The following is a 23,348-nucleotide window of genomic DNA, read 5'->3' on the forward strand; positions in this document are numbered from 1 at the left end:
ACTTTTGACTAATTCAAATATACAATAATCTTATTATTAACAAATGATATTTAATGATTATGTCATTAACATTTTACACATTTGAGGAAATAATCATAAAATCACTATAAATAATACAAAATTGATAATTTGTAAGCTGAATATTGAATTATCTTAATGTAACTACAGTTACTCCGGCACCACCACGATCCGGGTGATCATCGGAAACATTTTTTATTCCTCGGAAAGATTTCAAGTGATTTCTTACTACTTCTCTTAAAGCACCTGTTCCTTTCCCATGAAGGATTCTTACTTCAGTTTCTCCCAACATGATGGCAGAATCCATAAAGTCATCTAATTCGTACATCACTTCTTCTGCCCTTTTCCCTCTAAGATCTAATTGAGTATTAAAATCAATTCTCTTTTGGGTGATACTAGAAGCTGCACTCATTGTAGAATGTTTCTCTCTCGTTTCTTTTCTGAAAGTTTTCTTACTGATACGTTCCAAACGGTTCAGCTTCACTTTTGTGCGAAGTTCTCCTACTAAGATCTCTGCTTCTCTTTGTGAAACTGATGCCACTTCACCCATTGTATTCTGACCTTTCACCCTTACGGCGTCTCCTACAACAATAGTACCTCCAATGACCTCGTACACTTCCTCAGGTTTATCCTGACTCTTTTTACTTGGTTTATTAGAGTTTTTGAAGTTTTCTATATTTTGACGTAACTGTTTTGTCTTTTCTTTATCTGCCTTGGTCTCTTTGATCTCCTTAATGGCTTTTTCAATCTTCTGATTGGCTGTATCCAGTACCTTTTGAGCATCTTCTCTAGCCTTATTCATGATCTTCACTTTTTTGTTTTGAAGATCCAAAGACTGTTTCTCAAATTTTTCTTTGGCAGATGACAACTTCTGCTCAAGACGATTAATTTCTTTATTTTTTTGGTTAAGTTCCTTCTTTTCTTGTTCAAGATTTCGAAGTAACTCTTCCATGTTAATCTTCTTACGCCCTGCCTTATGTCTAGCAATATTGACTACCTTTTTGGGCAAACCAATCTTTTGAGCAATTTCCAAAGCAAAAGATGAACCCGGCTGACCTTGTTCTAATTTGTATAAAGGCTGAAGGTTCTCCACATCATAACGCATAGCTCCGTTTTGTAATCCTTGCTGTTTTTCTGCATAGAATTTAAGGTTTGCATAGTGAGTGGTAATCACACCCCACATCTCTTTACGGTTCATTTCTTCAAGAATTGATTCCGCTATTACACCACCTAATTCCGGTTCAGTACCCGAACCAAATTCATCGATCAGTACCAAAGTCTTACTTCCTCCTTTTGTCAACATCGCTTTCATGTTGGTCAGGTGAGAAGAATACGTTGAAAGGTCATTTTCTAAAGATTGATCATCACCATAATCCATCATGATATCTTCGAAAACACCCATCTTAGATCCTTCAACCATAGGAACTAGCATACCACATTGGAACATGTATTGTACCAATGCTACAGTTTGCATTGCAATAGATTTACCACCGGCGTTTGGTCCAGAAATCACAAGAACACGACCTCTTTCTTGATCCAACTCAATCTTCTGTCTTACCACCTCTTCTTTTCTTCCTTGCTCCATAAATGAGTTAAGAAGTATGGGATGTGCCACATGATACCAAGCCACTAAAGGTTCGTCTACAATAACAGGTTTAATCGATTCCTGATGCATGGCAAACTTTGCTTTTGCATTGATAAAATCAATAATACCCAAGTAATTATTACCTTTTCTTAAACCTGGCACTTCAGGTCTAATCTTATTTGTGATTTCAGTAAGAATACGAATAACCTCTTGTCTTTCTCTTAGTTCTAAATCTTTGATAGAGTTATTCAGATCCAAAAGTTCTTGAGGTTCGATATATACTGTCTGACCAGTTGATGAAGCATCGTGTACAAAGCCAGTGACATGTCTTTTATGTTCAGCAGGTACCGGTACTACAATTCTACCTTCTCTTAAAGTGGGTTTTGCATCTTCCTTAGCATATCCACTTTTCTTCATGGACTGCATCACTGATGCTGTTTTCGATCTCAAGCTGTTCAACTGCTTGTTGAGTTGAGAACGGATACTCACTAATTCAGGAGAGGCATTGTCTCTAATTTTTCCTTTATCATCTAAAATCATATCAATTTGATTTAGAATTAAAGGATTGAATTCAATGTGTTCACTCACTTTTACCAACTCAGGATATAAAGTAGGATCACAAGCATTAAAAAATTGAAGACATTCTTTGAGCGTACTTAAAGCCGTTTTTAAATCAAATAATTCCTCTTCTAAAAGAAATGCATTGATAATTTCTGACTTATCTAAATAGTTGGCTACATCAATATAGCCTGAGTGAGGGAATGATTCCCCCGCTTCATAAATACGAACGCATTCATCCACTTGGGCGACACGCTGATTTATGAATCTTATATCAGAAGTAAAACGCATACGATCTACATAACTACGCCCTACTTCTCCATTACATTTATCCTTTAAAATTTCTCTCAGTTTATCAAAACCAAGCTTTTCTTCTAAATTTTTCGGATATAACATATTTTTCCTTTGTTCTTTTTATAGCAAAATGATGATGCACCGAAATACATCATCATTTTATTGTATTGTTGACTTAAGACTATCTTAAGTTTTCTTTCATCAATTTAATTTCCTGTTCCAATTTCTCATACCACTCTGCACCATATTTGGCAGTCAGTGGGCCTTTTAAAAATTGATAAACAGGCACCTTTAACTCCTTACCTAGAACACAAGCGTCGCTACAAATCTCCCAACGGTCGTAATTTACAGCATCATACGCCTCATAACTTGATATTCTTGCAGGGTATAAGTAGCAAGAAATAGGTTTTCTATACGTTATTTTACCGTCGAGATACGCTTTTTCAATAGCACAATGTAAATACTTTTTATCATCGTAAACTGCGTAAGCACACTCTCTGTTATTGATAGTAGGTGTAGAGTAATCTCCTTCAAAATCCTTGATGTATTTCCCTTGCTTTTCCACTTCTTGGATGCCCGCTTCAGACATATATGGTTTCACAGTTTCATATACTTCTTCGATTTTCTCCAACTCGTCATCATTCAAAGGTGCTCCAAGATCACCTTCTACACAACAAGCCCCTTTACATTTGTCCAAATTACAGACAAACTCCTCGTCCATCATATCGTCACTTAGGACTACTTTATCTACTACTATCACGGTTTTATATTCTAGATGAGATGTAAAATTTTCACAAAGTTACAAAAAACGTATTTCTTACTGAAGAAATCATTCTTTTTCCGTTAACTTTTGAAAATCAAATCAAACTTATTTTTTTATGTCAGTACGATTCACCTATTCAACCTTCTTTTTTATACTTTGTTTTCTTCCTTTTATCAAAGCGCAAAACAACGAAGCAATTTCTCCAAAAGAGTACCATCAATTATTACATAAAGGATTGGATGTCGATTGGGTTAAATCAGGAAAAGGCATGGATACTTATTCCTTGCAAATGTTGAGAGATTTTAAATCCTCGGGGTTAGACCATGTCAGAATTCGAATTAAGGAGGACCCAACACCAATTATTTTACATCAATTAGATAGGGTGATTAATGATTGTCTTGAAGTAGGACTTACACCAATTATTGCTTATCATGCTTATGAATTTTGTGACAATGCTGATGAGACTTCACTTCAAAAAACAATTGATTGGTGGGGTACAATCGCTAAACATGGCTTAAATTATTCCTATCTAGTATCATTTGATTTAATCATAGAGGTAAGTAAAAAATTAAATAAGGAACCTGATTTACTCAATGAGTTTTACGAAAGAACAGTCACAAGAATAAGAGCCACAAATCCATATCGAATTATATTTATATCACCTGTTGTTCGATCCGCCCCCGAAAAACTTCATTTATTAAAAATTCCATCTGATCACAATGATTATCTGATGGCAGAATTTCATTTTTATGCTTCAGGTCCAGAAAAGAAAAACCCAAACCGATTATGGACCAACGGGAATGAAATGGAAAAAGAATTGATCAGAAAGAAATTAGATACAGCATTGTCTTGGCAAGAAGAAACAGGTATTTACACTTGGGTGGGTGCTTGGATGCCAGGAAATTACTATAAAGGCGATCATTATTCTATTGAAGAACAAATGGTTTTTGCTGAATTTGTGACATGTGAATTAACAAAGAGAAGCATACCTTTTTCGTTCAATGCCGATAAAAACTATTACAAAAGAGAAAATAACACCTGGCTTCCCGGTAGAAAAAAAGTATTTGATATTATCTTAAACACAAATTGTGAGAAATAAAAAAAGGGTCAACATAATGTATAAGTTGACCCTTAATTCTATATCAAAATGTACTATACAGAAACGTTGTTATCTCTTAACGCATCGTTAAGTGATGTTTTTCTATCCGTACTTTCTTTTCTTTGACCAATGATGATAGCACATCCTACTGAGAATTCACCAGCTGGGAATTTCTTAGTGTAGCTACCAGGAATAACTACTGATCTTGGAGGTACATAACCTTTGTATTCTACTGGCTCATCTCCTGTTACATCGATAATTTTTGATGAAGCCGTTAAAGTTACGTTCGCACCTAATACAGCTTCTTTACCAATGTGAACACCTTCTACCAAGATACATCTTGAACCAACAAAAGCACCATCTTCGATAATTACTGGAGCTGCTTGAACTGGCTCAAGAACACCACCAACACCAACACCACCTGAAAGGTGAACATCTTTACCGATTTGTGCACAGCTACCTACAGTTGCCCAAGTATCTACCATAGTACCAGAATCAACATAAGCACCAATGTTTACGTATGATGGCATCATGATTACTCCTTTGTTCACAAAAGAACCGTAACGAGCAATGGCATGAGGAACTACACGAACACCTTTTTCAGCGTAATCGCTTTTTAAAGGAATTTTATCGTGGAATTCGAAAGGACCTACTTTAATAGTTTCCATTTCTGCCAATGGGAAGAACATAATTACCGCTTTCTTCACCCACTCATTCACCTGCCAACCATCAGCTACAGGCTCTGCACATCTTAATGTTCCTTTATCTAATTCTTCAACTGTTGCTTTAACAGCATCAATATATTCTTGTTGTTTTAAGAGAGCACGGTCTTCCCATGCTGCCTCGATTAGTTGTTGTCTTGACATTTTTCTAAAACGAAAACTTAGTGTTTGAGATAATAAAAGCTCAGGCCTTTATATTTGAGTTGCAAATCTACAAATTCATAAGGAAGTTTCCATTGATACAGAAAAAATAAACATAATACAACATTTTGTTATAAATATAACAAAAAAATGCTAGCCATAGGACTAGCATTTTGTGAGTTGTAGATTTGTTTTATTCTACGATTTCTTGTTTATGATGCTCTTTCCAATCATTCTCAAACTTTTCAACTACACTTCCATTAAATTGATATTCGTGCATCATTTCTGAATTGGGTTTCAATAATCTTTCTACGTCATCTACCCAATCTTCTTCTGCAACAGCTACAATTGCAGATGATCCTGGTTTTAGAGATTCCTTGATGTCCTTAATCAAATCTATTGGAATGTTTAAGGCATCACTTTTTAGCCAACCTGCTAAAGCTCCTACTCCAATTGAAGCAGCCATTGAGCCTGCGAGTACTTCAGCAGTAAATAGTGCTGCACCATAGATTGCCCCAAATGGACCAATCAAAAGCATTACTAAACCGCCAATTACTGCTCCCCAAAAAGCATCACGTCCTACTGTGTCGTGAAGTTCAGTCTTCCCATTTTCTTTTTTTGTGATGACTGTATAAGCACTTAAATCGAGTTCATCTTTTTTCTCTTTGCTGAAAAGAATGTCGAATTCTTCTTGTGCTTTTTTCTCGTTATCGTAAACTGCAATGATTAATTTTTTGTCCGCTTTCATAATAGTATAAAGTTAAAATCCGAGAATCTGATAATTCTTTTGTTGTATTTATTACACTTCTAATATCATGAAATTAATATCACATTTTGATGATCACGGTCACTTAATTAAAATCTTTCGTCATTGTAAAATTCTCATTATCAATTATATTGTTTATAATTTGCCAAGTTGCTTTTAATGCGGAACTATTTAAGTCAACCACCACTTTTTCATGATATGGCTGGGGTAAAATTACGTTTTGATCTTTAGGATATTGAGGTAAAACAGCCTCACTTTCATTCTGTAATTGATCTAAAGAAGTAATTAAATAGGTATAATCCTCCAATTGAGATGTACGCTTATCAATAAACTCTAACTGAGAGGAAGGTAGTATTTTTAAAATTTCATGTGGACTATCAATATTAGGCAACTTTCCACTCCTTGTAGAATAAATTACGTAATATTTTGGTAGATCACCATCATCTGCCATTGCCGGTGTTTTCCATTGTATTTTCACCCCTTCATCAGTAGCAAAAATCTCAGGTTCTAGAGGTATTTGAGGTGGCTGACCATCAATCCATGGCATTTGTGGAATTAATGCTGGCGTAGGATATATTGCCTTCAAAGAGTCTGCTATTCCTCCCTGATTATTCCATACAGAAGTAGAATTATAAAGGATACTGCCCTCTACCTTATCCATATTTCTAGCAGTAACAATCTGAAGAGGCATCTCTTCTTTATCTCTCCAACCATTCTCCAGCGATCTATCAACACGATAAACGGCATGACCTGCATATAAATGTTTTCCGAAAGAATTATTTGACCACCATTCTAAGGTAGGAATGAATGGAATACTTCTATGTTTCGTTGATTGATACAATTGTGGAGCAACATAATCTATCCATCCATTCATTAACCATAAGCGAACATCAGCATATAAATGATCATAGGAAGTGTAGCCGGAACGTGTAGGCGATCCATCATAATCGTCTCTTTCGTTTCTCCACACACCAAATGGACTAACACCAAACTTCAAAGAAGGCTTCTTGTTTACTATCAATCGATGTACACCTTCTACAAACGTATTTATGTTTCTTCTTCTCCAATCTCTAATCGATTCGTTGGCCACTCTATACTTTCTCCATGTTGAACGATCAGCTTTTAACTCACCATGATCGGGATATGGATAGAAATAGTCATCAAAATGTAAAGCATCAATATCATAATTAGAAATGAGTTCTTCTATTACAGAATTAACATATTGATGTACTTCTGGCAAACCAGGGTTTAAAATTTTTAAGGTATTGTATTCCAAAACCCACTCTGGGTGTGTCTTAGAAATATGGTCATCACATACTTTTACATACTGAGTATTCGTCACAGCTCTAAAAGGATTCACCCAAGCATGAAATTCCATTCCTCTTTTATGCGTCTCTTCAATCATAAATTCCAAAGGATCATAAAATGGCTTAGGGGGCATTCCTTGTTTTCCACTTATGCTCAACGACCAAGGCTCAATATTACTTGGATAAATAACATCAGCACTTGCTCTTACTTGAACAATCATTGCATTTGCTCCTCTTTTCTGATGAAAATTCAACAATGAAATAAAGTCTCTTCTTTGTTGTTCAGCAGAATCTTTCTCACTAAATGGCCAATCGATAGCATTTAATGTAGCTACCCATACTCCCCTAAACTCTCTTTTTGGTAAAGTTTTTTGAGAAAACACCTTACTAGTAGTTAGGATGATTAAAATAAGAGTAATGTTAAAAAATATCCTCATTATATCAGAGAGTTGAACAATTTGTCAAGTGTAAAAAATATTTTTATAAATTTGTCAATTCACAAAATTACGATAATGAATCAATTCTTTAAAGATAAATCTAAATACTTCAAAATATTATTAGCTCTACCCATTATTTTTTTATCGAGCTGTGATTTTTTTGGATTGGATAGTGAGATGAAACATCTAACAATGAAAAACTTAGAACTCATTTCGCAAACTAGACTAGATAGTTTAGATCCTGCAGGAGAATGGTTAGAAGCCACTACCACTGCATATGTAAACACAAGAGATAGTGTAGCACAAAAGAATTTTATTGATCTTAATCAAATTACAAAAGGGAGTATCAATAGAATACAAATTTCTACTATTCACCCTTCAGATTCTACATTATTTATTGTCGATTCTGTAAATATCTTTTTTACAGACAACAATAGAAGTATTCAAGTAGGATTCCTTTACGATGTCCCCACGAATTCAACACCTAAACTATTGGATGCCAATATTGAACAATATGACGAGGGTGATTTGGGAAATTTATTCAGATCGGATACTGTTTTTATAAAGACAAGTTTTCACCTTAGAACATTGGTCAGATCGGATTCAATGAAATTTCAGGTGGATGCCCTTTATGGACTAAGAAATCATTAGAAATAATGATTTCATTTTTTTTAAAACACATATACATATGAACAAACTTTATACTTTGCTGGGTATATTATGCCTGCCTATTATCGCATTGAGCCAAACCGACAACCAAAGTACTCTATCGATTGATGACATCATGGGTGGAGAACACTTTATTGGTCAGACTCCACATAGTCCTTTCTGGGCAAAAGATAGCAAAACAGTTTATTTTTATTGGAATAAAGAAGATAAATCATTTGACCAGCTTTATAAGTTTGATGTTAAATCAAAAAAATATACTGTTGTTGATAGTGAAGAACAAAAGCATTTACCAACTTCAAAGGCTGTTTGGAATAAGAAAAAATCTCAATTAATTTATTCAAAAGAAGGCAATATCTATCTATTTGATGTTAAAAAAGGGATTTCCACTCAATTAACGAGTTCATCAGATTATGATTCTTCTCCCAAATATCTTTTAAATGAGGAGAAAATATCATTTAAAAGAGCAAATAATCTGTATACTTTGGATTTATCTAACGGGCTGATTCATCAAATAACACATTTCAAAAAAGGGAACGCACCCAAAAAAGGAAAGAAATCTGATCAGCAAAAATTTCTTGAAGATCAACAATTAGAACTTTTTGAAATTGTTAGAAATAGAAAAGATAGAAAAGAAGAAAGCAAAGCACATAAGGATGCTATAAAATTGAATAATACATCTAATATATATATCGGCAACAAATATGTATTTGATGTAAAGTTAAGCAGTGACGAAAATTATGTAGTGTATTCTTTAGGAACATCTGCTGGAAATTTTGCTACTGAAATGCCTGTATGGGTAGAGGGAACGGGATATGTGAAAATGCAAAATGCACGTGCGAAAGTTGGAAGTCCTGAAGATACCTATGAAAATTACATATACGATATTCAAAAAGATTCTGTAATTACCATTGATCTTTCAGGATTGGAAGGTTTAGACAAAACACCAGAATTTTTTAGCGACTACGATAAATCAGCTGAAGATTACAAAAAGACAGTGGTGATGCACGAAGCTCACTTCTCTCCTATTTCTAATCATGCTGTTGTCGATATTAGATCTTATGACAACAAAGATCGTTGGATTGCTCAAATCAACTTTAATGATGGGACATTAACTCAAATTGATCATCAACACGATGAAGCTTGGATTGGTGGACCTGGCATTAGTGGTTGGAACTTTTGGGTCGCTCCTATTGGTTGGGTGAACGATAAAACAATTTGGTATCAATCTGAAAAAACAGGTTTCTCACATGTTTACACCTACAATGTAGTCTCCAAAAAGACTACTCAAGTTACTGAGGGTGCTTTTGAAATCAACGAAACAAAAGTATCTAACGATGGTCAATACTTTTATTTAACATCAAATAAAGAAAGACCTGCTGAACAACATCTGTATAAGGTAAGTATAAATGGAGGAGAAATGCTTAAAATAACGGAGAGTGTAGGTAAGCATGAAACTCTGTTATCACCTGACGAAAAATACATTGTAGATAGATATTCTTATGCAAACAAGCCATGGGAAATCTACCTTCAACAAAACAAGAAAGGAGCTGAAAGTACTCAAATCACTAAATCGACATCAGAAGCATTTGATAATTACGAGTGGAGAGATCCTGAAATTGTTCAATTTGATGCTAAAGACGGAGAAAAGGTGCATGCACGTATCTACAAACCATCAAAAGAAAAAGATTTACACAAGGCTGTGATTTTTGTACATGGTGCCGGTTATCTTCAAAATGTTCACAAGTGGTGGAGTGCTTACCATAGAGAATACATGTTCCATAATTTATTAGTTGATAATGGTTATACTGTACTTGATATTGACTATAGAGCATCTGCTGGATATGGTAGAGATTGGAGAACTGGAATCTACAGACACATGGGGGGAAAAGATCTTTCTGATCATGTAGATGGTGCTAAGTATTTGATAAAAGAACATGGAATTGATGCTTCTAAAGTCGGTATCTATGGTGGATCATATGGTGGTTTTATCACCTTAATGGCCATGTTTAATGAAGGAGATACATTTAAGGCGGGTGCTGCTATTCGTTCAGTGACCGATTGGGCACACTATAACCACCCTTATACTTCAAATATCCTTAACACACCTGCATTAGATCCGGATGCTTATAAGAAGAGTTCTCCAATTTATTTTGCAGAAGGATTAAAAGGAGATTTATTAATTCTCCATGGAATGGTTGATGATAATGTACAATTTTCTGATGTCGTACGATTATCACAAAGATTAATCGAACTGAAGAAAGAAAACTGGGAAATGGCCATATACCCTATTGAACCACATGGGTTTAAAGAAACAAGCAGCTGGATAGACGAATACAAAAGGATCTTCAAATTGTTCCAAGAAAAATTATAATTTTAAGAGGTGATCATTTTTTTGATCACCTTTTTTGTTTTTTATTAATTATAACCAATATTAAATTGTGAAAACTTAATTTATTTCAGTCTCATCACATTTTTTCATCTAAACACTTCTACTTCATGGAAACACCTGAATTAAAAAAACTGGATTGTTCGTCATTGAACTGCCCTATGCCAATTGTTAGAATAGCAAAGTCAATAAGAACAATGAGTATTGGAGAAAAACTAGAAATTACCGCTACAGACCCTGCCTTTAAAGCTGATGTTGAAGCTTGGATTCGTAAAACTGGGCAACGAATGATTTCTTTCGTTGAGGAAGGAAAATCAAAAATTACGGTAATTGAAAAAATTAAATAATTAAAATTCAATTCTCATGCAATTCGAAAATCAAGAACTTAAAGCATACATAGATCAACTTGTTGAAGAAAAAGTGAATGAAAAAACTGAAAACTTTCAACAAGAATTACAAAAATTACAATCTTCTTTACAAAACTTAAATGGGGTTCAGCAAAAAGATAAAATCACCATGTTGGTGACTAGTTTTGAGCTTGATCAAGTAATGCCTGCTTTTATCATTGCCAATGGTGCAGCAAGTTTTGGTATGGAAGTCACCATTTTCTTTACGCTTTGGGGAATTAATGCATTAAAAGAAAAGAGCATTTACAAAGGAAAAAACATCAAAGAGAAGATGATCACCATGATGCTGCCTAGTCATCCAAAATCAACCACTATCTCAAGATTAAATATGATGGGTATTGGTACTGAAATGATGAAAACAATGATGAAGGAAAACAATATTGAAACCCTTCCAGATCTTATTGACCTATCCATTGAAATGGGATCCAAGTTAATAGCTTGTCAGATGACAATGGGTATGATGGGTATTACTACCGATGAAATTAGAGATGGTGTCGAGTATGGAGGCGTAGCGCTTTATATCGAAGAGGCATCAGAATCTAGTGTGACATTAACTTTCTAATATGGAATTTACTCTCATGGAGAAAAGTGAAGATTTAATTAAGAGAGTTCAAGAATTAGAGTCAGAATTACAAGATAAAGAAGATCAAATAAGAAAACTTAAGGAAAGTGAAATGGCTCTTGCTGACGCGAATGTGCGTATAGCTGAACTATTTATGGACCTCGAAGACGCTCAAGAACAAATAATTGATCAGAAAAATGAGATTCAACAACAAAATGAAGAGTTGAACGAACATTTAGAAGAACTATCTCTTATAAATGAGCAGTTGAATATTGCTCAGACTTTAAATGAAAATCTTCATAAGCAACAAATACAAGCAGATATAATAAAAAGAGCTCATAATAGAATATTAAGTAGTATTCATTATGCTCAGAATATTCAGAAAAGTATTTTACCATCCTCATCAAAAATTAAAAATATCTTCCCAAAATATTTTAAACACTTTATTCCCAAAGATCTTGTGGGTGGTGACTTTTATTGGGTCACTCAAATTGGAAATAAAGATATTTTAATTGTTGGTGATTGTACAGGACACGGTGTCCCTGGAGCATTTATGACCTTAATTGGTATTTCATTAATAGAGAGGATTGTAAATGTATTAAAGGTAACTGACCCATCAGAAGTATTAAAAGAGCTCAACAAGTTAATTAATCAGTTATTAGTTCAGAAAAACATTGATTGCAACAGAGACAGTATTGACATGTCTATTTTTGTTTTAGATAAAACTACTAATAAAGTAATTATTAGTAGTGCAAAGAGAAATTTTATACGTGTTGGGAAAGATAGATTTGCTGAACAGATAAAAGGATGTAGATTTACTGTAGGAGATTTTTCAGAAACTGAGAAAGTTTTTGTTAATCAGGAATTCGATGTAAACAAGGGAGATCGATATTACTTCTATTCTGATGGTCTTACAGATCAGTTTGGAGGACCTAAAAACAAGAAGATTGGAAATAAAAATTTCAAAAACCTTATTGAGTCCATTCAAAACGAACAACTTTTTTCACAACAAATTAGTATTGAGAACTATTATACAGAATGGATGAAAGATGAAGTACAAATCGATGACATGGTTTTATTTGGCATTGAACTATAATTCACATTTGTCTCCATTTTCTGATAAAAAAAAAGCCTTATATTTTAAAAATATAAGGCTTTTTGATGTATATGTGATACTACTACTCTCCTACTTTTACAAGTACTCGACCACTAATACCACCTTTGATGATCAAATTAATCTTTTCTAATAATCCTTCTAAATTCACTTCCTCTGTAATATCAGAAGTTTCAGGTAACCATTCAGAAGCGATGTTATTCCAAACTTTTACTCTTTCTTCATATGGGAAGTTTTGAGAATCAATACCTACTAAACTCACCCCTCTTAAGATAAAAGGAAATACGTTAAGTGGTAAGTCGAATGAAGCTGCATTACCACAACAAGTTACAACACCTAAAGGTAAAGTCGCTTTAATTGCAGTTGCTAAATAGTCGCCACCAACAGTATCTACAGCACCTGCATAAAGTGGTTTCAATAAAGGTCTTTGATTACCTTCCAAAAACTCATCTCTACCTACAACTTTAGTTGCTCCTAGTTTTTTTAGATAATCTTCAGATTTACCAGATACTGCTACTACAGAGTAACCCATTTTACTTAGCATTGCTACAGCAAAAGAACCTACTCCACCTGATGCACCTGTTACAACAATATCACCAGCATCTGCTTTAACTTGCTGAGTCAATTTGTAGATACTCATTGCAGCGGTTAAACCTGCAGTTCCCACTTCCATAGAAGATTTTAAAGATAAACCTTTAGGCATTGGCACTACCCAATTTGATGGAACTTGAATATATTCAGAAAAGCCTCCCCAAGTATTCATACCTAGATCGTAACTTGTCACAATCACTTCATCGCCTTCTTTAAATTGAGGATCTTTTGAAGATACAACTACACCTGAAGCATCAATTCCTGGTGTGTGAGGGTAGTTTTTAGTTACACCCGGCTTACCCAATGCAGACAAGGCATCTTTATAATTTAAAGATGAATAAGCTACTTTCACTAAAACATCTCCTTCGGGAAGATCTTGGATATTTTTTGATTGGATGGATTGTTGGAATTCTTTTTCACCAACTTTTTCGGTTACAAAGGCCTTAAAGGTTGTCATTTTTAAATCAGTATATATAATTAGCAATAAACATCACTCGTTTAGTGATTTCACCAAATGTAATATGATATACGGATCATTAAAATGATAGGTGACTATAATCTATGATTAATACTTAATGATTATGAATGAGTCCTATTTTTTGGGAAAATACAATTTAGGATACTCAAAATATAGTTCCTTTCCCTCTTTTAAATCTTTCCAACTAGTTGCTTCTTCAAATTCTATAGCGATACAACCACTTGTTGGTACATTAGCAATCATCTCTTCTAAAAAATAGTTTCTAACATCAGTAATTCCAGGATTGTGGATGACTAACATAATACACTCTAATGCATCATCAAATTGTTTGATTTCATCTAAAACCTCAGTATCAAAAGCATGATAAAGATGTTTATTATATTCAATAGACACATCAAAAACGGACGCCATTTTCTCAGCAGTAATTTTTGTTCTTAATGCAGGAGAACTTATGATGAGATCAGGCACAATATTTTGCTTCATGACAGTTTCAGAGATCTTTTCTAAATCTCTTATTCCTCTATCATTTAATGGTCGATCAAAATCGGTTTGACTTGGATTATTCCAACTCGATTTTGCATGACGCATAAGTATTAACTTTTTCAAAGTCGAATTAAATTTATTTTGAGTAAAATTAATAAGGGAATTTGTTAATTTAAAAATGATGAAACCTTATATTTGATAAATTGTAACAATTTTTAGGTATATTAATAAATGATTAAAGTATTCCTATTGATTACAATCTGTTATATCTGACCTGTTTTAAATGAACGCATCATTTTTTAGAAGTTATTTAAATTATAGTACGCTTACTTGTATTCTTATCTTTATTACCGTTCAGTCTCAAGCACAGATCAATGCCCCTAAATATGTCAACGAATATTTAGCCATTGGTGTGGGTGCAAGAGGTCTAGCAATGGGTAATGCACAGACAGAAACAGTAAATGATGCTACCGCGGGTTATTGGAACCCTGCCGGATTGTTAAATCTTGAAGATCGCTATTCTGTTTCTCTAATGCATGCAGAATATTTTGCAGGTATTGCAAAGTATGATTTTGCTGGTTTTGCCACTAAAATTGATAATCAATCTGCTTTAGGAATTTCTTTTATTCGTTTTGGTGTAGATGATATTCCAGACACTAGATATCTTTTTGATCCAGACGGTTCTATCAATTGGGACAATGTGCAAAGTTTTTCATCTGCCGATTATGCCTTTTTATTCTCTTATGCTCGACAGTTCCCTAAACTTCCTAACCTTCAATTTGGTGCAAATGCTAAGGTGATTTACCGACATGCAGGTCAGTTTGCAAATGCTTGGGGCTTTGGTTTAGACATGGGATTACAATGGAAAAAAGGACGTTGGCAAGTCGGTGTGACTGCAAAAGATATTACAGGTACATACAATGTTTGGGCGTATAATCCTGCTACATTCTACGACATCTTTAAACAAACAGGAAACACAATACCCGAAAATTCTGTCGAAGTAGCTACTCCTAGACTAATTGTAGGTGGCGCTAGAAATTTTGCTATTTGGAAAGACAGCCAACAAGAAGATGCTGAAGAACTGATTGGTGCTTTAGTTTCTTTTGGTGCTGATATTACCTTTGACGGAAAAAGAAACACAGTTGTAAAAACAGACTTATTAAGTATTGATCCAAGAATGGGTGTTGAATTTCACTACAAGAAAATGGTTTTCCTTAGAGGTGGTATATCTCAATTTCAGTACATCAAAGAGTTTAATGGAAATGAAAAATTAGAGTTCCTACCTAGTTTCGGTGCCGGTTTTGCATTCAAAGGCTTTGTACTTGATTATGCATTGACCAACATTGGAGATATTTCATCCGTTTCTCTCTACTCTCATGTTTTCAGTCTGAAAGTAGACTTTGGTAGAACATTAAAAAGATCAACTAACGCACCTAAAACCGAAAAATATTACTAAGTATTACTTCAATTCGTTACTTATCAGATTATTAATTGGAATTTTTACATTTATTTACTATCCTTGATATATTCTGTAGGATTGACTTTTTTACTAATACTTTAATGAACTCAAACAATAGATCTTTACTTTTTCAGCTCTTTTGTTCACTTTTCCTTTTCGTATTTCTATTTGATGTTAAAGCACAAAAAGAAAGTTCAAATTCTTATGCCTTAGAACTAATTCATCAACCTGAAATCGAAGATCCAAAAAATACATTGTATGAGTGTAATTTGATTCTGAAAAATGATAAATCAAATTATGAGGCTTATTTTAATAGGGCACTTGCTAAAACAAGTTTGGGAGCCTTTAAAAGTGCACAATTAGATTTCAGCAAAGCATTGAACTTGAATCACCCAAGAAAGGTGGATATATATTACCGAAGAGGCATTTCTTATTTTTTAGAAAATGATTTTTTAAATGCTATTTCTGATTTTGATAGTGCTATTCGAATTGAACCGGATCATGTTCAAGCTTTATGGAAAAAAGCCCAAGCTTATTTTCATTTAGATTCGAGAGTGTTGATGATGGAGACTTTAGATCAACTGTCTATCGTTCAACCAGACAACCCTATCACATGGCATGACATGGGTACGCTTTATTACAAAAACAAAAACTTTGATAAAGCAAAGGATTGTTTTACTAAAGCATTAATCATCGACCCTAAAATGTCTGTTTCATACAATCATAGAGGGGTAGTATATAACAAACTACATGATGCCGCCAAGGCTTTTGATGATTTCAATAGAGCTATTTTCTACGATAGTTGCTTTGTAGAAGCTTACAATAATAGAGGATTAATTTATTTAGAATTTGAAGATTACTTTGAGGCTGAAAACGATTTTTTAATGGCCATTAAAAAAGACAATCATCTAAACAAAGAGGCCTTAAATAATTTAGCCATCACAAAATACCTCACTGGAAGAATAAAAGAAGGACTGGACGATATCAATGAAGTACTTAATCATTATCCTTTCTTTGCTACAGCATATATTACTAGAGGAAATATAAAAGAACGGTTACATGACGATGCCGGTGCATGTTCTGATTGGCATAAAGCGGCTGAACTAGGAATTCTTTCGGGCTTAACCTATGCCCAAGAAACTTGTCATTAGAAACATATGAAAAAATACCTACTTATACTATTCATACTACAATCTATCAATGCCTTTTCTCAAGAAGACAATGCTACCAACGTGTCTCTAGAAGAGGATGACATGAGCTTCGTTTGGCAATTAGTGGGTCTTGGTGATAGCTTATTTTACAATTTTGAACAACCGGATGAAGCACTTAAATACTATTTGGGTGCTTACGATTTTTTATCTAATAACTATGATTTAAATAAAAAAATAGGTGATTGCTACTTGGAATCAGTTACTGAAGAAAAAACATTAAGCCTACCCTATCTAAAAAAAGTAATCAACAGCTTTCCTGACTCCTTAGATAGTGATGACTATTATAATTTGGGTAGGGCCTTTCATTTCGACGAAGAATTTGATAGTGCCATTATATACTATGAGATGAGTTACGTTAGTGCAGATTCCAGCTTTTTAACTACAATTGAAAAAAGGGTTACAGAATGTATTAATGGACTAAAGTTTATAAAAAATCCAAAGAAACATATCATTATCAAAAACTTAGGCCCCTCTGTTAATTCAAAATATGCTGACTTTTGTCCATTGGTAGATGCAGTAGAAAATAAACTATATTTTACTAGTAGACGCCATGAATTCAGATTAGATAATCCAGATATTAGAGATCACCTATCAGAAAATATTTACTTCAGTCAAAGGAAAGATTTTGTAAATTGGAATGAACCTACTCCACTTCCTTACCCTGTAAATAACGACGATCATTCGGCAACAGTCTCTATCAATCTGGATGGTTCAGAAATGATCCTTTACAGGAATGGTGACCTTCTGGTATCAAATACTACTTTCGAAGGGTGGACAAAACCTAAAAAGCTTCCTAAAAACATCAATAGTATTTTTGTGGAAACATCAGCTTGTATCAATACCACAATGGATACATTGTATTTTGTGAGTAACAATGAATATTTGTCGTTAGGTGGTTTAGATATTTTCATGTCCGTGAAAAATGATAACGGAAGATGGGGGAAGCCTATTAATTTAGGACCTGAGATCAATACAAAATATGATGAAGAAGGTGTTGCATTATCAATGGATGGCAATACTTTATACTTCGCTTCTAGAGGTCATGATACTATGGGAGGGTACGATATATTTAAATCCACAAAAGATTTTCAAGGAAATTGGTCTAAGTCGGAAAACTTAGGAACACCTATAAATACTCCTTATGATGATGTGTATTTTATGATCCGTACCAACGGAAGACATGCTTACTATTCGTCTGCAAGAAAAGGTGGATACGGAGAAAAAGATATCTACCGTATCTCCATATTAGATGATGAAAAACCGTTATCTATTGCTAGAAGAGACATTTCTTATTTATATCTTGATAAAGATTCTGTAGAATTAAATAGAGATAAAACCGATCATGATCCTTTGATGGAAATCAAAAAAAACACACTCAACGCGACTACTGATCTATTAAAAACACTTCTACTTCATGCTAGCACAACTGCTAAAGATTCTGTAAATCACGTAGAATAATAACAACTATCGTCAATAAATCTAACTGAAAAGTAGTTCGTATTGTCTAAGTTGTTATTTTTGCATCTCAAATTTTGAAAAAATGATTTATATAAACAGAAGAGAGTTTTTTAACGCAGCTCATAAATTATATAATCCGAAATGGACAAAAGAGCAAAACGAAGAGTTTTTTGGTCCTTGTGCGAATGAAAATTGGCATGGTCACAATTTCGAGATGGTCATTACTGTAAAAGGTAATCCTGATCCCGATACTGGATATGTAATGAATATGAAAGACTTAGGTCGCATTACTCAAGAACATATTATCAGTAAGGTAGATCATAGAAACCTGAATATGGACGTTGATTTCCTTGAAGGTAAAATGACAAGTTGCGAAACATTAGCGATGGAATTCTGGAAAATTCTTGCTCCAAAAGTAAAAGAATTTGCCCCGAATGCTGAGTTGCATTGTATCGAACTCCACGAAACAAGAAAAAACTTCGTTCAATATTACGGAGAATAATCTCTGTAGTGATGAACCACTTGCAAATAAATAAGGATGCTTTTAATAAGTATCCTTTTTTTTATGCCCTCTCCTGTTTAGATTTGTTCATTATCGTATTCTTAACATTGTAGCAGATGAAATATTATTTGATCGCAGGTGAAAAATCTGGTGATTTACATGCCTCCAACTTAATGAAAGAGATTTTGAACAACGACCCTGAAGCGGAATTCCGTTTTTGGGGAGGGGAAGAAATGCAAAAAGTCGGTGGCACTCTCATTCATCATTATTCTGAAATCTCTTTCATGGGCTTTTTGGAAGTTGCCAAAAACCTTTTGACAATCAGACGCTACATGAACGAATGTAAAAAGGATATTTTGTGTTGGAAACCTGATGTAGTCATTCTTGTAGACTTCTCTGGATTCAACCTAAAGATTGCCAAGTATGTAAAACCTAGAGGCACAAAAGTATTCTATTACATTTCTCCAAAAGTATGGGCTTGGAATCAGAGTAGAGCCAAGAGAATCCGAACTGCGGTGGATAGAATGTTTGTGATTATGCATTTCGAAAAAGCATTCTATAAGAAATACGATTATGATGTAGATTATGTAGGCAATCCACTTTTTGATGCCATCAAACAGTTTGACCCTTCTCCTACTTTCTTGGAGGATAATCAACTTGATCCTAGCAAGAAAATTATTGCTGTTCTGCCAGGTAGTAGATATCAAGAGGTGCAAATGATCTTGCAAACCATGCTGACGATCATCCCTAAATACAACAAAGAGGAGTTTCAGTTTGTTGTTGCAGGTGTGGATCATTTACCATCAGAACTCTATCAAGAAGTGAAAGACTTGGGTGTGAAATTGGTATTTAATCAAACCTATGATCTATTAAGCAATGCCACCTCTGCTGTAGTGACATCGGGTACTGCGACTTTGGAAACTGCATTATTCGAGGTTCCTCAGGTAGTGTGTTATAGAACAAGTCCTGTCACTTACAACATTATTAAAGCCTTAATTAAAGTAAGATTCATTTCTCTTGTAAATCTTATTGCTGATAAAGAAGTCGTAAGAGAATTAATCCAAAATGATTTTACTACAGAAAATTTAGCTCAAGAGTTAGAATATACTTTAACGACTAAACGAGATAAAATTCTACAAGATTATAAAGAGATGAAAGCCAAAATTGATACGGAAGGGACTTCCAAAAAGGCGGCATCCTTAATGTATAAATATCTTACTGAAGGTATTCCAGAACAAAAGTTTTAATCAAAAAACTTTTTCGGATCCATATAAGGTTTTGATGATATACCACCCCTCTGGAATAGATGCAAGTGACATAACTTTATGTCGATGTTCTTGCCGAAGCATCACCTTATTAGTGAAGTTTTGTCCCATCAGATAAAAATCTTCACAGGCTGATTTGATGTATCTTCAATAAATATAAGGTCATGCGAAATGGTTGGATATATTTTCAAGGCTTGAAGACTATTTGATAACATCAAAAAAGTTTGGTAATAAGTAAACTGACCATCGAAATCAACTTGTTTCAACCTATAATAGATGTAGCCACTATTTGATATTAATTCATGATCAAAGTATTCGTATTTCACTAATGTATTCGAGTTACCCTGACCTTTCAATTCACCTATTAATTCCCAATTACGTTTATCAAAAGATCGTTCAATTTGAAAATACTCATTATTGATTTCAGTCGCTGTTTTCCAGTAGAGGTACACTCCATTATCCTTCAATTCAACATCAAATGATATCAATTCGACTGGTAAATCTTGATTGACTCTATCTATATGAATTGGATAAGGACGGGCAGCTGAACTATATTTTGATATAGTACCAATTTCCCAATAATCAGTAAAATCAAACCCAACAAATGACGACTCATTAACAAAATCATTTTCCGTTAAGGGATTGATTCCTCCATTATCTGTCAATGTTAAACTTAATAAGTCAGTATCATCATAATAAGCCAAAGTGATATTACCCCCACATTATTGAAAGAAGAAATACCACCAACGCTGCCCGTTAGATTACCAACGTTTAGAATGTTCAATACCGAATAAACTTCAGAAATGGTAGAAGAGCTGTAGTTACCACCAACAATTCCTCCAATAATTTCTGCATTATTTTGAAGATCAATAGTGATAATAGCATTAGCTTTTGTAATCGAACTAGAACTATTACTGTCACCCGCAATTCCCCCAATACTTTTTTTAGATTTGATAGTTCCAACAACCATCACATTTTGAATAATACCTGTATCGTTTTTTCCTGTTATTCCTCCAGCATATCTTCCCGTAGTAGTCATATTTAAATCTGTCACCACAGCATCTGTGATAGTGGAGTTGATATTTTGACCAATAACTCCACCTGCATGAGTTGCAGCTTGTATAGTTAAAGCATCAATATCAACATCAGTAAGTGTGGTATTATTTTCAGCCTTTCCAATAACTCCACCAGCCCTAGAATAATTTGTTGTTACAGTTACATTGGTTAATACAATTTTTGATAGACTTCTATTGTTATCTGTATTTGAATTATAGCCGATAACACCTCCAATATTTTCAAAAATAGCAGTAGTATTGTGCTCTATTTTTACATCTTCCACCAAAATCTCTGATAATGTAGATTTGTTATTCTGCCCAACCAAATCACCGGTATTATTCTCTCCGATGACCTTAGAGTTTACCCCACTCAGTGTTATTTTCTTTAATTCTTGGGCATTATCAACTTTACCAACAATAGCCCCAACATTGTCTTTACCAGTAATCGAAAAGTTATCTAAATGTACCTTTTTTATCACTGTATTGAATTTATTGATGTAGCCAAACAGTCCCACATTATCTTCTAATAGTCGATTGATATATAAGTTCGAAATTTTATAACCTTGATCTGAAGCTCCATCAAAATTCCCCCTAAATGAGTTCCCCTCTTCTCCGATTGGTTTAAAACCTTCTCCTCCATCATTAGAAGCTGATGCATCTATATTGTTTGTGACTAAATAAGATTTATTCCATTCAGTATCATTTTGAGAAAGCCATAATAAATTATCGTAGGTTGCAATAAGATAAGGATCAGTACTACTACCTGTCCCGCTTGGTTGTGTTTGACTATAAGTAGCAATCGTATTAATGAGAAAAAAATAAATTAATAGTTGTAGTTGTAATTTCATTTCACCTTTCATTTTATTTCAAATCAAAGGTGTTAAAAATACATTTATTAGATGTAGGTCATTTATTAAAAGATGAGGGATAAATATTTAAGAAGTATATATAATAGGGTGAAATCTTCAATATAACTCATAAGTAATGCTTCCTAAAAAAGAATAGCTTTTTAATTTCCCTGGGATCCAAGGTAATTTGTTGGCATAATTATCTATCCAACTTTGGGCTCCAACACTAAATCTTGAAGAAATTTTTACAGAAACACCTGCAGAATAAGTCGGTGATAAAATACCAATCGATAATGAAGGTCTGACTTTGTAAGTGCTTGGAAATTTATAACCTATTTGGAACGGAACATCAATATATTGAACCGATTCATTTTCCATATTCTTTGATTGGGAATAGAAAACACCCGTTGAGAAAAAGATTTTCTCATTCGTTCTAGGCAACCAAAAGTTAATTAACGTACCACCTACAAATGAGTTTTTATTCAATAAATTATTATCATTGAAGTTAATAACTCCTGTAACCGCTTGAAATTCAAATTTTATTCGTGGAGCCTTTTCTTCGTATTTTTTATAAGATGTCCCAATCTCATTATTATACAATTCAATCACCTCAATAAGGTTATCGTGTTTAGGTTTAATTATCTCCGCAATATTTTGATGCACATCATAAGCATCCATCATGCTTAAACGTAATATACCTTTATGTTTCGTCGACTTGTATAAAACCCTCTTACCATCAATTTCTCTTATTTCTTGTTTGTAAGGTAATTCAACCAAAGGCACATCCTTCTTTTCTAGAAAAAAACGAGAGATATCTCTCGGATCTTTAAAGTAGAAAAGATTAATTTCACTCTCGATCAGAAATTCTAAAAATTTCGGTTTACCCTTCACACTTTTAGACACAAAGTATCGACCATTTTTAAATCTAAAAGCCGAAATATCTTTGGGATAAAATAAGGTGACCTCTCCTTTTTTTCTTTTGAATTTACATTGTTGAGCCATCAGTACATCGCCTCTATAATCAATCTTACCATAAACGGTATCTTGATTCAAGGTAATGATGTATCCTGGTCGAAAGTCATTTTGGGCAAGACAATTGACAGATAAAACAATAAAGAGTAATAGTAGATAACGCATAACAGTGAAATAGTTTGTTATTAAGTTACCTAA

Annotated in this window: 21 protein-coding genes; 11 read left to right on the forward strand and 10 right to left on the reverse strand. The window is 33.9% G+C overall.

Annotated elements, in window-relative coordinates; all coding sequences use genetic code 11:
* Positions 1-148: 148 nt before the first annotated feature.
* Together MY04_RS08150 and MY04_RS08155 are read right to left on the reverse strand one after the other, a co-directional pair.
* Entirely contained in the window at positions 149-2,557 is a 2,409-nt protein-coding gene (locus tag MY04_RS08150; protein ID WP_066208482.1) for an endonuclease MutS2, read from the reverse strand.
* Positions 2,558-2,636: 79 nt separating this feature from the next.
* Entirely contained in the window at positions 2,637-3,215 is a 579-nt protein-coding gene (locus tag MY04_RS08155; RefSeq protein ID WP_066208484.1) for a DUF3109 family protein, read from the reverse strand.
* Between the two features lie 118 nt (positions 3,216-3,333).
* On the opposite strand from MY04_RS08155, the gene MY04_RS08160 reads away from it, so the two are divergent.
* A complete protein-coding gene (locus MY04_RS08160) occupies positions 3,334-4,317 on the forward strand; it encodes a glycoside hydrolase family 5 protein (protein ID WP_066208485.1) in 984 nt (327 codons plus the stop codon).
* A gap of 53 nt (positions 4,318-4,370) precedes the next feature.
* On the opposite strand, the gene MY04_RS08165 is transcribed toward MY04_RS08160, so the two are convergent.
* The 3 genes from MY04_RS08165 to MY04_RS08175 all read right to left on the reverse strand — a co-directional run bounded on the left by MY04_RS08165 (position 4,371) and on the right by MY04_RS08175 (position 7,636).
* Complete coding sequence (locus tag MY04_RS08165) at positions 4,371-5,183, reverse strand: 2,3,4,5-tetrahydropyridine-2,6-dicarboxylate N-succinyltransferase (RefSeq protein ID WP_066208486.1); 813 nt, start codon at positions 5,181-5,183, stop codon at positions 4,371-4,373.
* Positions 5,184-5,373: 190 nt separating this feature from the next.
* Complete coding sequence (locus MY04_RS08170) at positions 5,374-5,928, reverse strand: DUF1269 domain-containing protein (RefSeq protein ID WP_066208488.1); 555 nt, start codon at positions 5,926-5,928, stop codon at positions 5,374-5,376.
* Positions 5,929-6,031: 103 nt separating this feature from the next.
* On the reverse strand, positions 6,032-7,636 hold the full coding sequence (locus MY04_RS08175) for a glycoside hydrolase family 10 protein (protein ID WP_158297618.1): 1,605 nt from the start codon (positions 7,634-7,636) through the stop codon (positions 6,032-6,034).
* Positions 7,637-7,882: 246 nt separating this feature from the next.
* On the opposite strand from MY04_RS08175, the gene MY04_RS08180 reads away from it, so the two are divergent.
* The 5 genes from MY04_RS08180 to MY04_RS08200 all read left to right on the forward strand — a co-directional run bounded on the left by MY04_RS08180 (position 7,883) and on the right by MY04_RS08200 (position 12,810).
* Entirely contained in the window at positions 7,883-8,341 is a 459-nt protein-coding gene (locus MY04_RS08180; protein ID WP_158297619.1) for a hypothetical protein, read from the forward strand.
* 37 nt (positions 8,342-8,378) lie between these two features.
* Entirely contained in the window at positions 8,379-10,730 is a 2,352-nt protein-coding gene (locus MY04_RS08185; RefSeq protein WP_066208494.1) for a S9 family peptidase, read from the forward strand.
* Positions 10,731-10,855: 125 nt separating this feature from the next.
* A complete protein-coding gene (locus tag MY04_RS08190) occupies positions 10,856-11,092 on the forward strand; it encodes a sulfurtransferase TusA family protein (RefSeq protein WP_066208496.1) in 237 nt (78 codons plus the stop codon).
* 16 nt (positions 11,093-11,108) lie between these two features.
* Complete coding sequence (locus tag MY04_RS08195) at positions 11,109-11,714, forward strand: DsrE/DsrF/DrsH-like family protein (RefSeq protein ID WP_084005807.1); 606 nt, start codon at positions 11,109-11,111, stop codon at positions 11,712-11,714.
* Position 11,715: 1 nt separating this feature from the next.
* Positions 11,716-12,810, forward strand: coding sequence for a PP2C family protein-serine/threonine phosphatase (locus tag MY04_RS08200; RefSeq protein WP_066208499.1), 1,095 nt, complete (start codon positions 11,716-11,718; stop codon positions 12,808-12,810).
* An 82-nt stretch (positions 12,811-12,892) separates the two neighbouring features.
* On the opposite strand, the gene MY04_RS08205 is transcribed toward MY04_RS08200, so the two are convergent.
* Together MY04_RS08205 and MY04_RS08210 are read right to left on the reverse strand one after the other, a co-directional pair.
* On the reverse strand, positions 12,893-13,876 hold the full coding sequence (locus MY04_RS08205; RefSeq protein WP_066208501.1) for a YhdH/YhfP family quinone oxidoreductase: 984 nt from the start codon (positions 13,874-13,876) through the stop codon (positions 12,893-12,895).
* Between the two features lie 135 nt (positions 13,877-14,011).
* Positions 14,012-14,503, reverse strand: coding sequence for a SixA phosphatase family protein (locus tag MY04_RS08210; RefSeq protein WP_066208503.1), 492 nt, complete (start codon positions 14,501-14,503; stop codon positions 14,012-14,014).
* 160 nt (positions 14,504-14,663) lie between these two features.
* Here MY04_RS08210 and MY04_RS08215 point away from each other — a divergent pair, with 160 nt between their 5' ends.
* The 5 genes from MY04_RS08215 to lpxB all read left to right on the forward strand — a co-directional run bounded on the left by MY04_RS08215 (position 14,664) and on the right by lpxB (position 20,257).
* Positions 14,664-15,836: a PorV/PorQ family protein gene (locus tag MY04_RS08215; protein ID WP_158297620.1), complete on the forward strand. Its 1,173-nt coding sequence runs from the start codon at positions 14,664-14,666 to the stop codon at positions 15,834-15,836.
* A 104-nt stretch (positions 15,837-15,940) separates the two neighbouring features.
* The gene (locus MY04_RS08220; protein ID WP_066208505.1) at positions 15,941-16,990 is read left to right on the forward strand and encodes a tetratricopeptide repeat protein; all 1,050 of its coding nucleotides are present in this window, start codon (positions 15,941-15,943) and stop codon (positions 16,988-16,990) included.
* A gap of 6 nt (positions 16,991-16,996) precedes the next feature.
* Positions 16,997-18,508: a PD40 domain-containing protein gene (locus tag MY04_RS08225; RefSeq protein ID WP_066208507.1), complete on the forward strand. Its 1,512-nt coding sequence runs from the start codon at positions 16,997-16,999 to the stop codon at positions 18,506-18,508.
* Positions 18,509-18,590: 82 nt separating this feature from the next.
* Entirely contained in the window at positions 18,591-19,010 is a 420-nt protein-coding gene (locus MY04_RS08230) for a 6-pyruvoyl trahydropterin synthase family protein (RefSeq protein WP_066208509.1), read from the forward strand.
* Positions 19,011-19,126: 116 nt separating this feature from the next.
* On the forward strand, positions 19,127-20,257 hold the full coding sequence (gene lpxB, locus MY04_RS08235; protein ID WP_066208512.1) for a lipid-A-disaccharide synthase: 1,131 nt from the start codon (positions 19,127-19,129) through the stop codon (positions 20,255-20,257).
* Between the two features lie 128 nt (positions 20,258-20,385).
* Here lpxB and MY04_RS08240 read toward each other — a convergent pair whose 3' ends face one another.
* From MY04_RS08240 to MY04_RS08250, 3 genes are all read right to left on the reverse strand, one after another.
* Entirely contained in the window at positions 20,386-20,979 is a 594-nt protein-coding gene (locus tag MY04_RS08240) for a hypothetical protein (protein ID WP_066208513.1), read from the reverse strand.
* Positions 20,949-22,178 carry a hypothetical protein gene (locus tag MY04_RS08245; RefSeq protein ID WP_158297621.1) on the reverse strand — a complete coding sequence of 410 codons (1,230 nt, stop codon included), beginning with the start codon at positions 22,176-22,178 and terminating at the stop codon, positions 20,949-20,951. Before MY04_RS08245 ends, MY04_RS08240 begins: the two co-directional genes overlap by 31 nt.
* 117 nt (positions 22,179-22,295) lie before the next feature.
* Positions 22,296-23,315: a hypothetical protein gene (locus MY04_RS08250; protein ID WP_066208517.1), complete on the reverse strand. Its 1,020-nt coding sequence runs from the start codon at positions 23,313-23,315 to the stop codon at positions 22,296-22,298.
* Between the last annotated feature and the right edge of the window lie 33 nt (positions 23,316-23,348).

The organism is Flammeovirga sp. MY04, assembly GCF_001682195.2.
GTDB lineage: Bacteria > Bacteroidota > Bacteroidia > Cytophagales > Flammeovirgaceae > Flammeovirga > Flammeovirga yaeyamensis.

Bases quoted from the DNA above. Each gene is read 5' to 3' on its own strand.
- MY04_RS08150 (WP_066208482.1), bottom strand. From the start codon at position 2,557: ATGTTATATCCGAAAAATTTAGAAGAAAAGCTTGGTTTTGATAAACTG.
- MY04_RS08160 (WP_066208485.1), top strand. From the start codon at position 3,334: ATGTCAGTACGATTCACCTATTCAACCTTCTTTTTTATACTTTGTTTT.
- MY04_RS08165 (WP_066208486.1), bottom strand. From the start codon at position 5,183: ATGTCAAGACAACAACTAATCGAGGCAGCATGGGAAGACCGTGCTCTC.
- MY04_RS08170 (WP_066208488.1), bottom strand. From the start codon at position 5,928: ATGAAAGCGGACAAAAAATTAATCATTGCAGTTTACGATAACGAGAAA.
- MY04_RS08180 (WP_158297619.1), top strand. From the start codon at position 7,883: ATGAAAAACTTAGAACTCATTTCGCAAACTAGACTAGATAGTTTAGAT.
- MY04_RS08185 (WP_066208494.1), top strand. From the start codon at position 8,379: ATGAACAAACTTTATACTTTGCTGGGTATATTATGCCTGCCTATTATC.
- MY04_RS08190 (WP_066208496.1), top strand. From the start codon at position 10,856: ATGGAAACACCTGAATTAAAAAAACTGGATTGTTCGTCATTGAACTGC.
- MY04_RS08195 (WP_084005807.1), top strand. From the start codon at position 11,109: ATGCAATTCGAAAATCAAGAACTTAAAGCATACATAGATCAACTTGTT.
- MY04_RS08200 (WP_066208499.1), top strand. From the start codon at position 11,716: ATGGAATTTACTCTCATGGAGAAAAGTGAAGATTTAATTAAGAGAGTT.
- MY04_RS08205 (WP_066208501.1), bottom strand. From the start codon at position 13,876: ATGACAACCTTTAAGGCCTTTGTAACCGAAAAAGTTGGTGAAAAAGAA.
- MY04_RS08215 (WP_158297620.1), top strand. From the start codon at position 14,664: ATGAACGCATCATTTTTTAGAAGTTATTTAAATTATAGTACGCTTACT.
- MY04_RS08220 (WP_066208505.1), top strand. From the start codon at position 15,941: ATGAACTCAAACAATAGATCTTTACTTTTTCAGCTCTTTTGTTCACTT.
- MY04_RS08225 (WP_066208507.1), top strand. From the start codon at position 16,997: ATGAAAAAATACCTACTTATACTATTCATACTACAATCTATCAATGCC.
- MY04_RS08230 (WP_066208509.1), top strand. From the start codon at position 18,591: ATGATTTATATAAACAGAAGAGAGTTTTTTAACGCAGCTCATAAATTA.
- lpxB (WP_066208512.1), top strand. From the start codon at position 19,127: ATGAAATATTATTTGATCGCAGGTGAAAAATCTGGTGATTTACATGCC.
- MY04_RS08245 (WP_158297621.1), bottom strand. From the start codon at position 22,178: ATGAAATTACAACTACAACTATTAATTTATTTTTTTCTCATTAATACG.
- MY04_RS08250 (WP_066208517.1), bottom strand. From the start codon at position 23,315: ATGCGTTATCTACTATTACTCTTTATTGTTTTATCTGTCAATTGTCTT.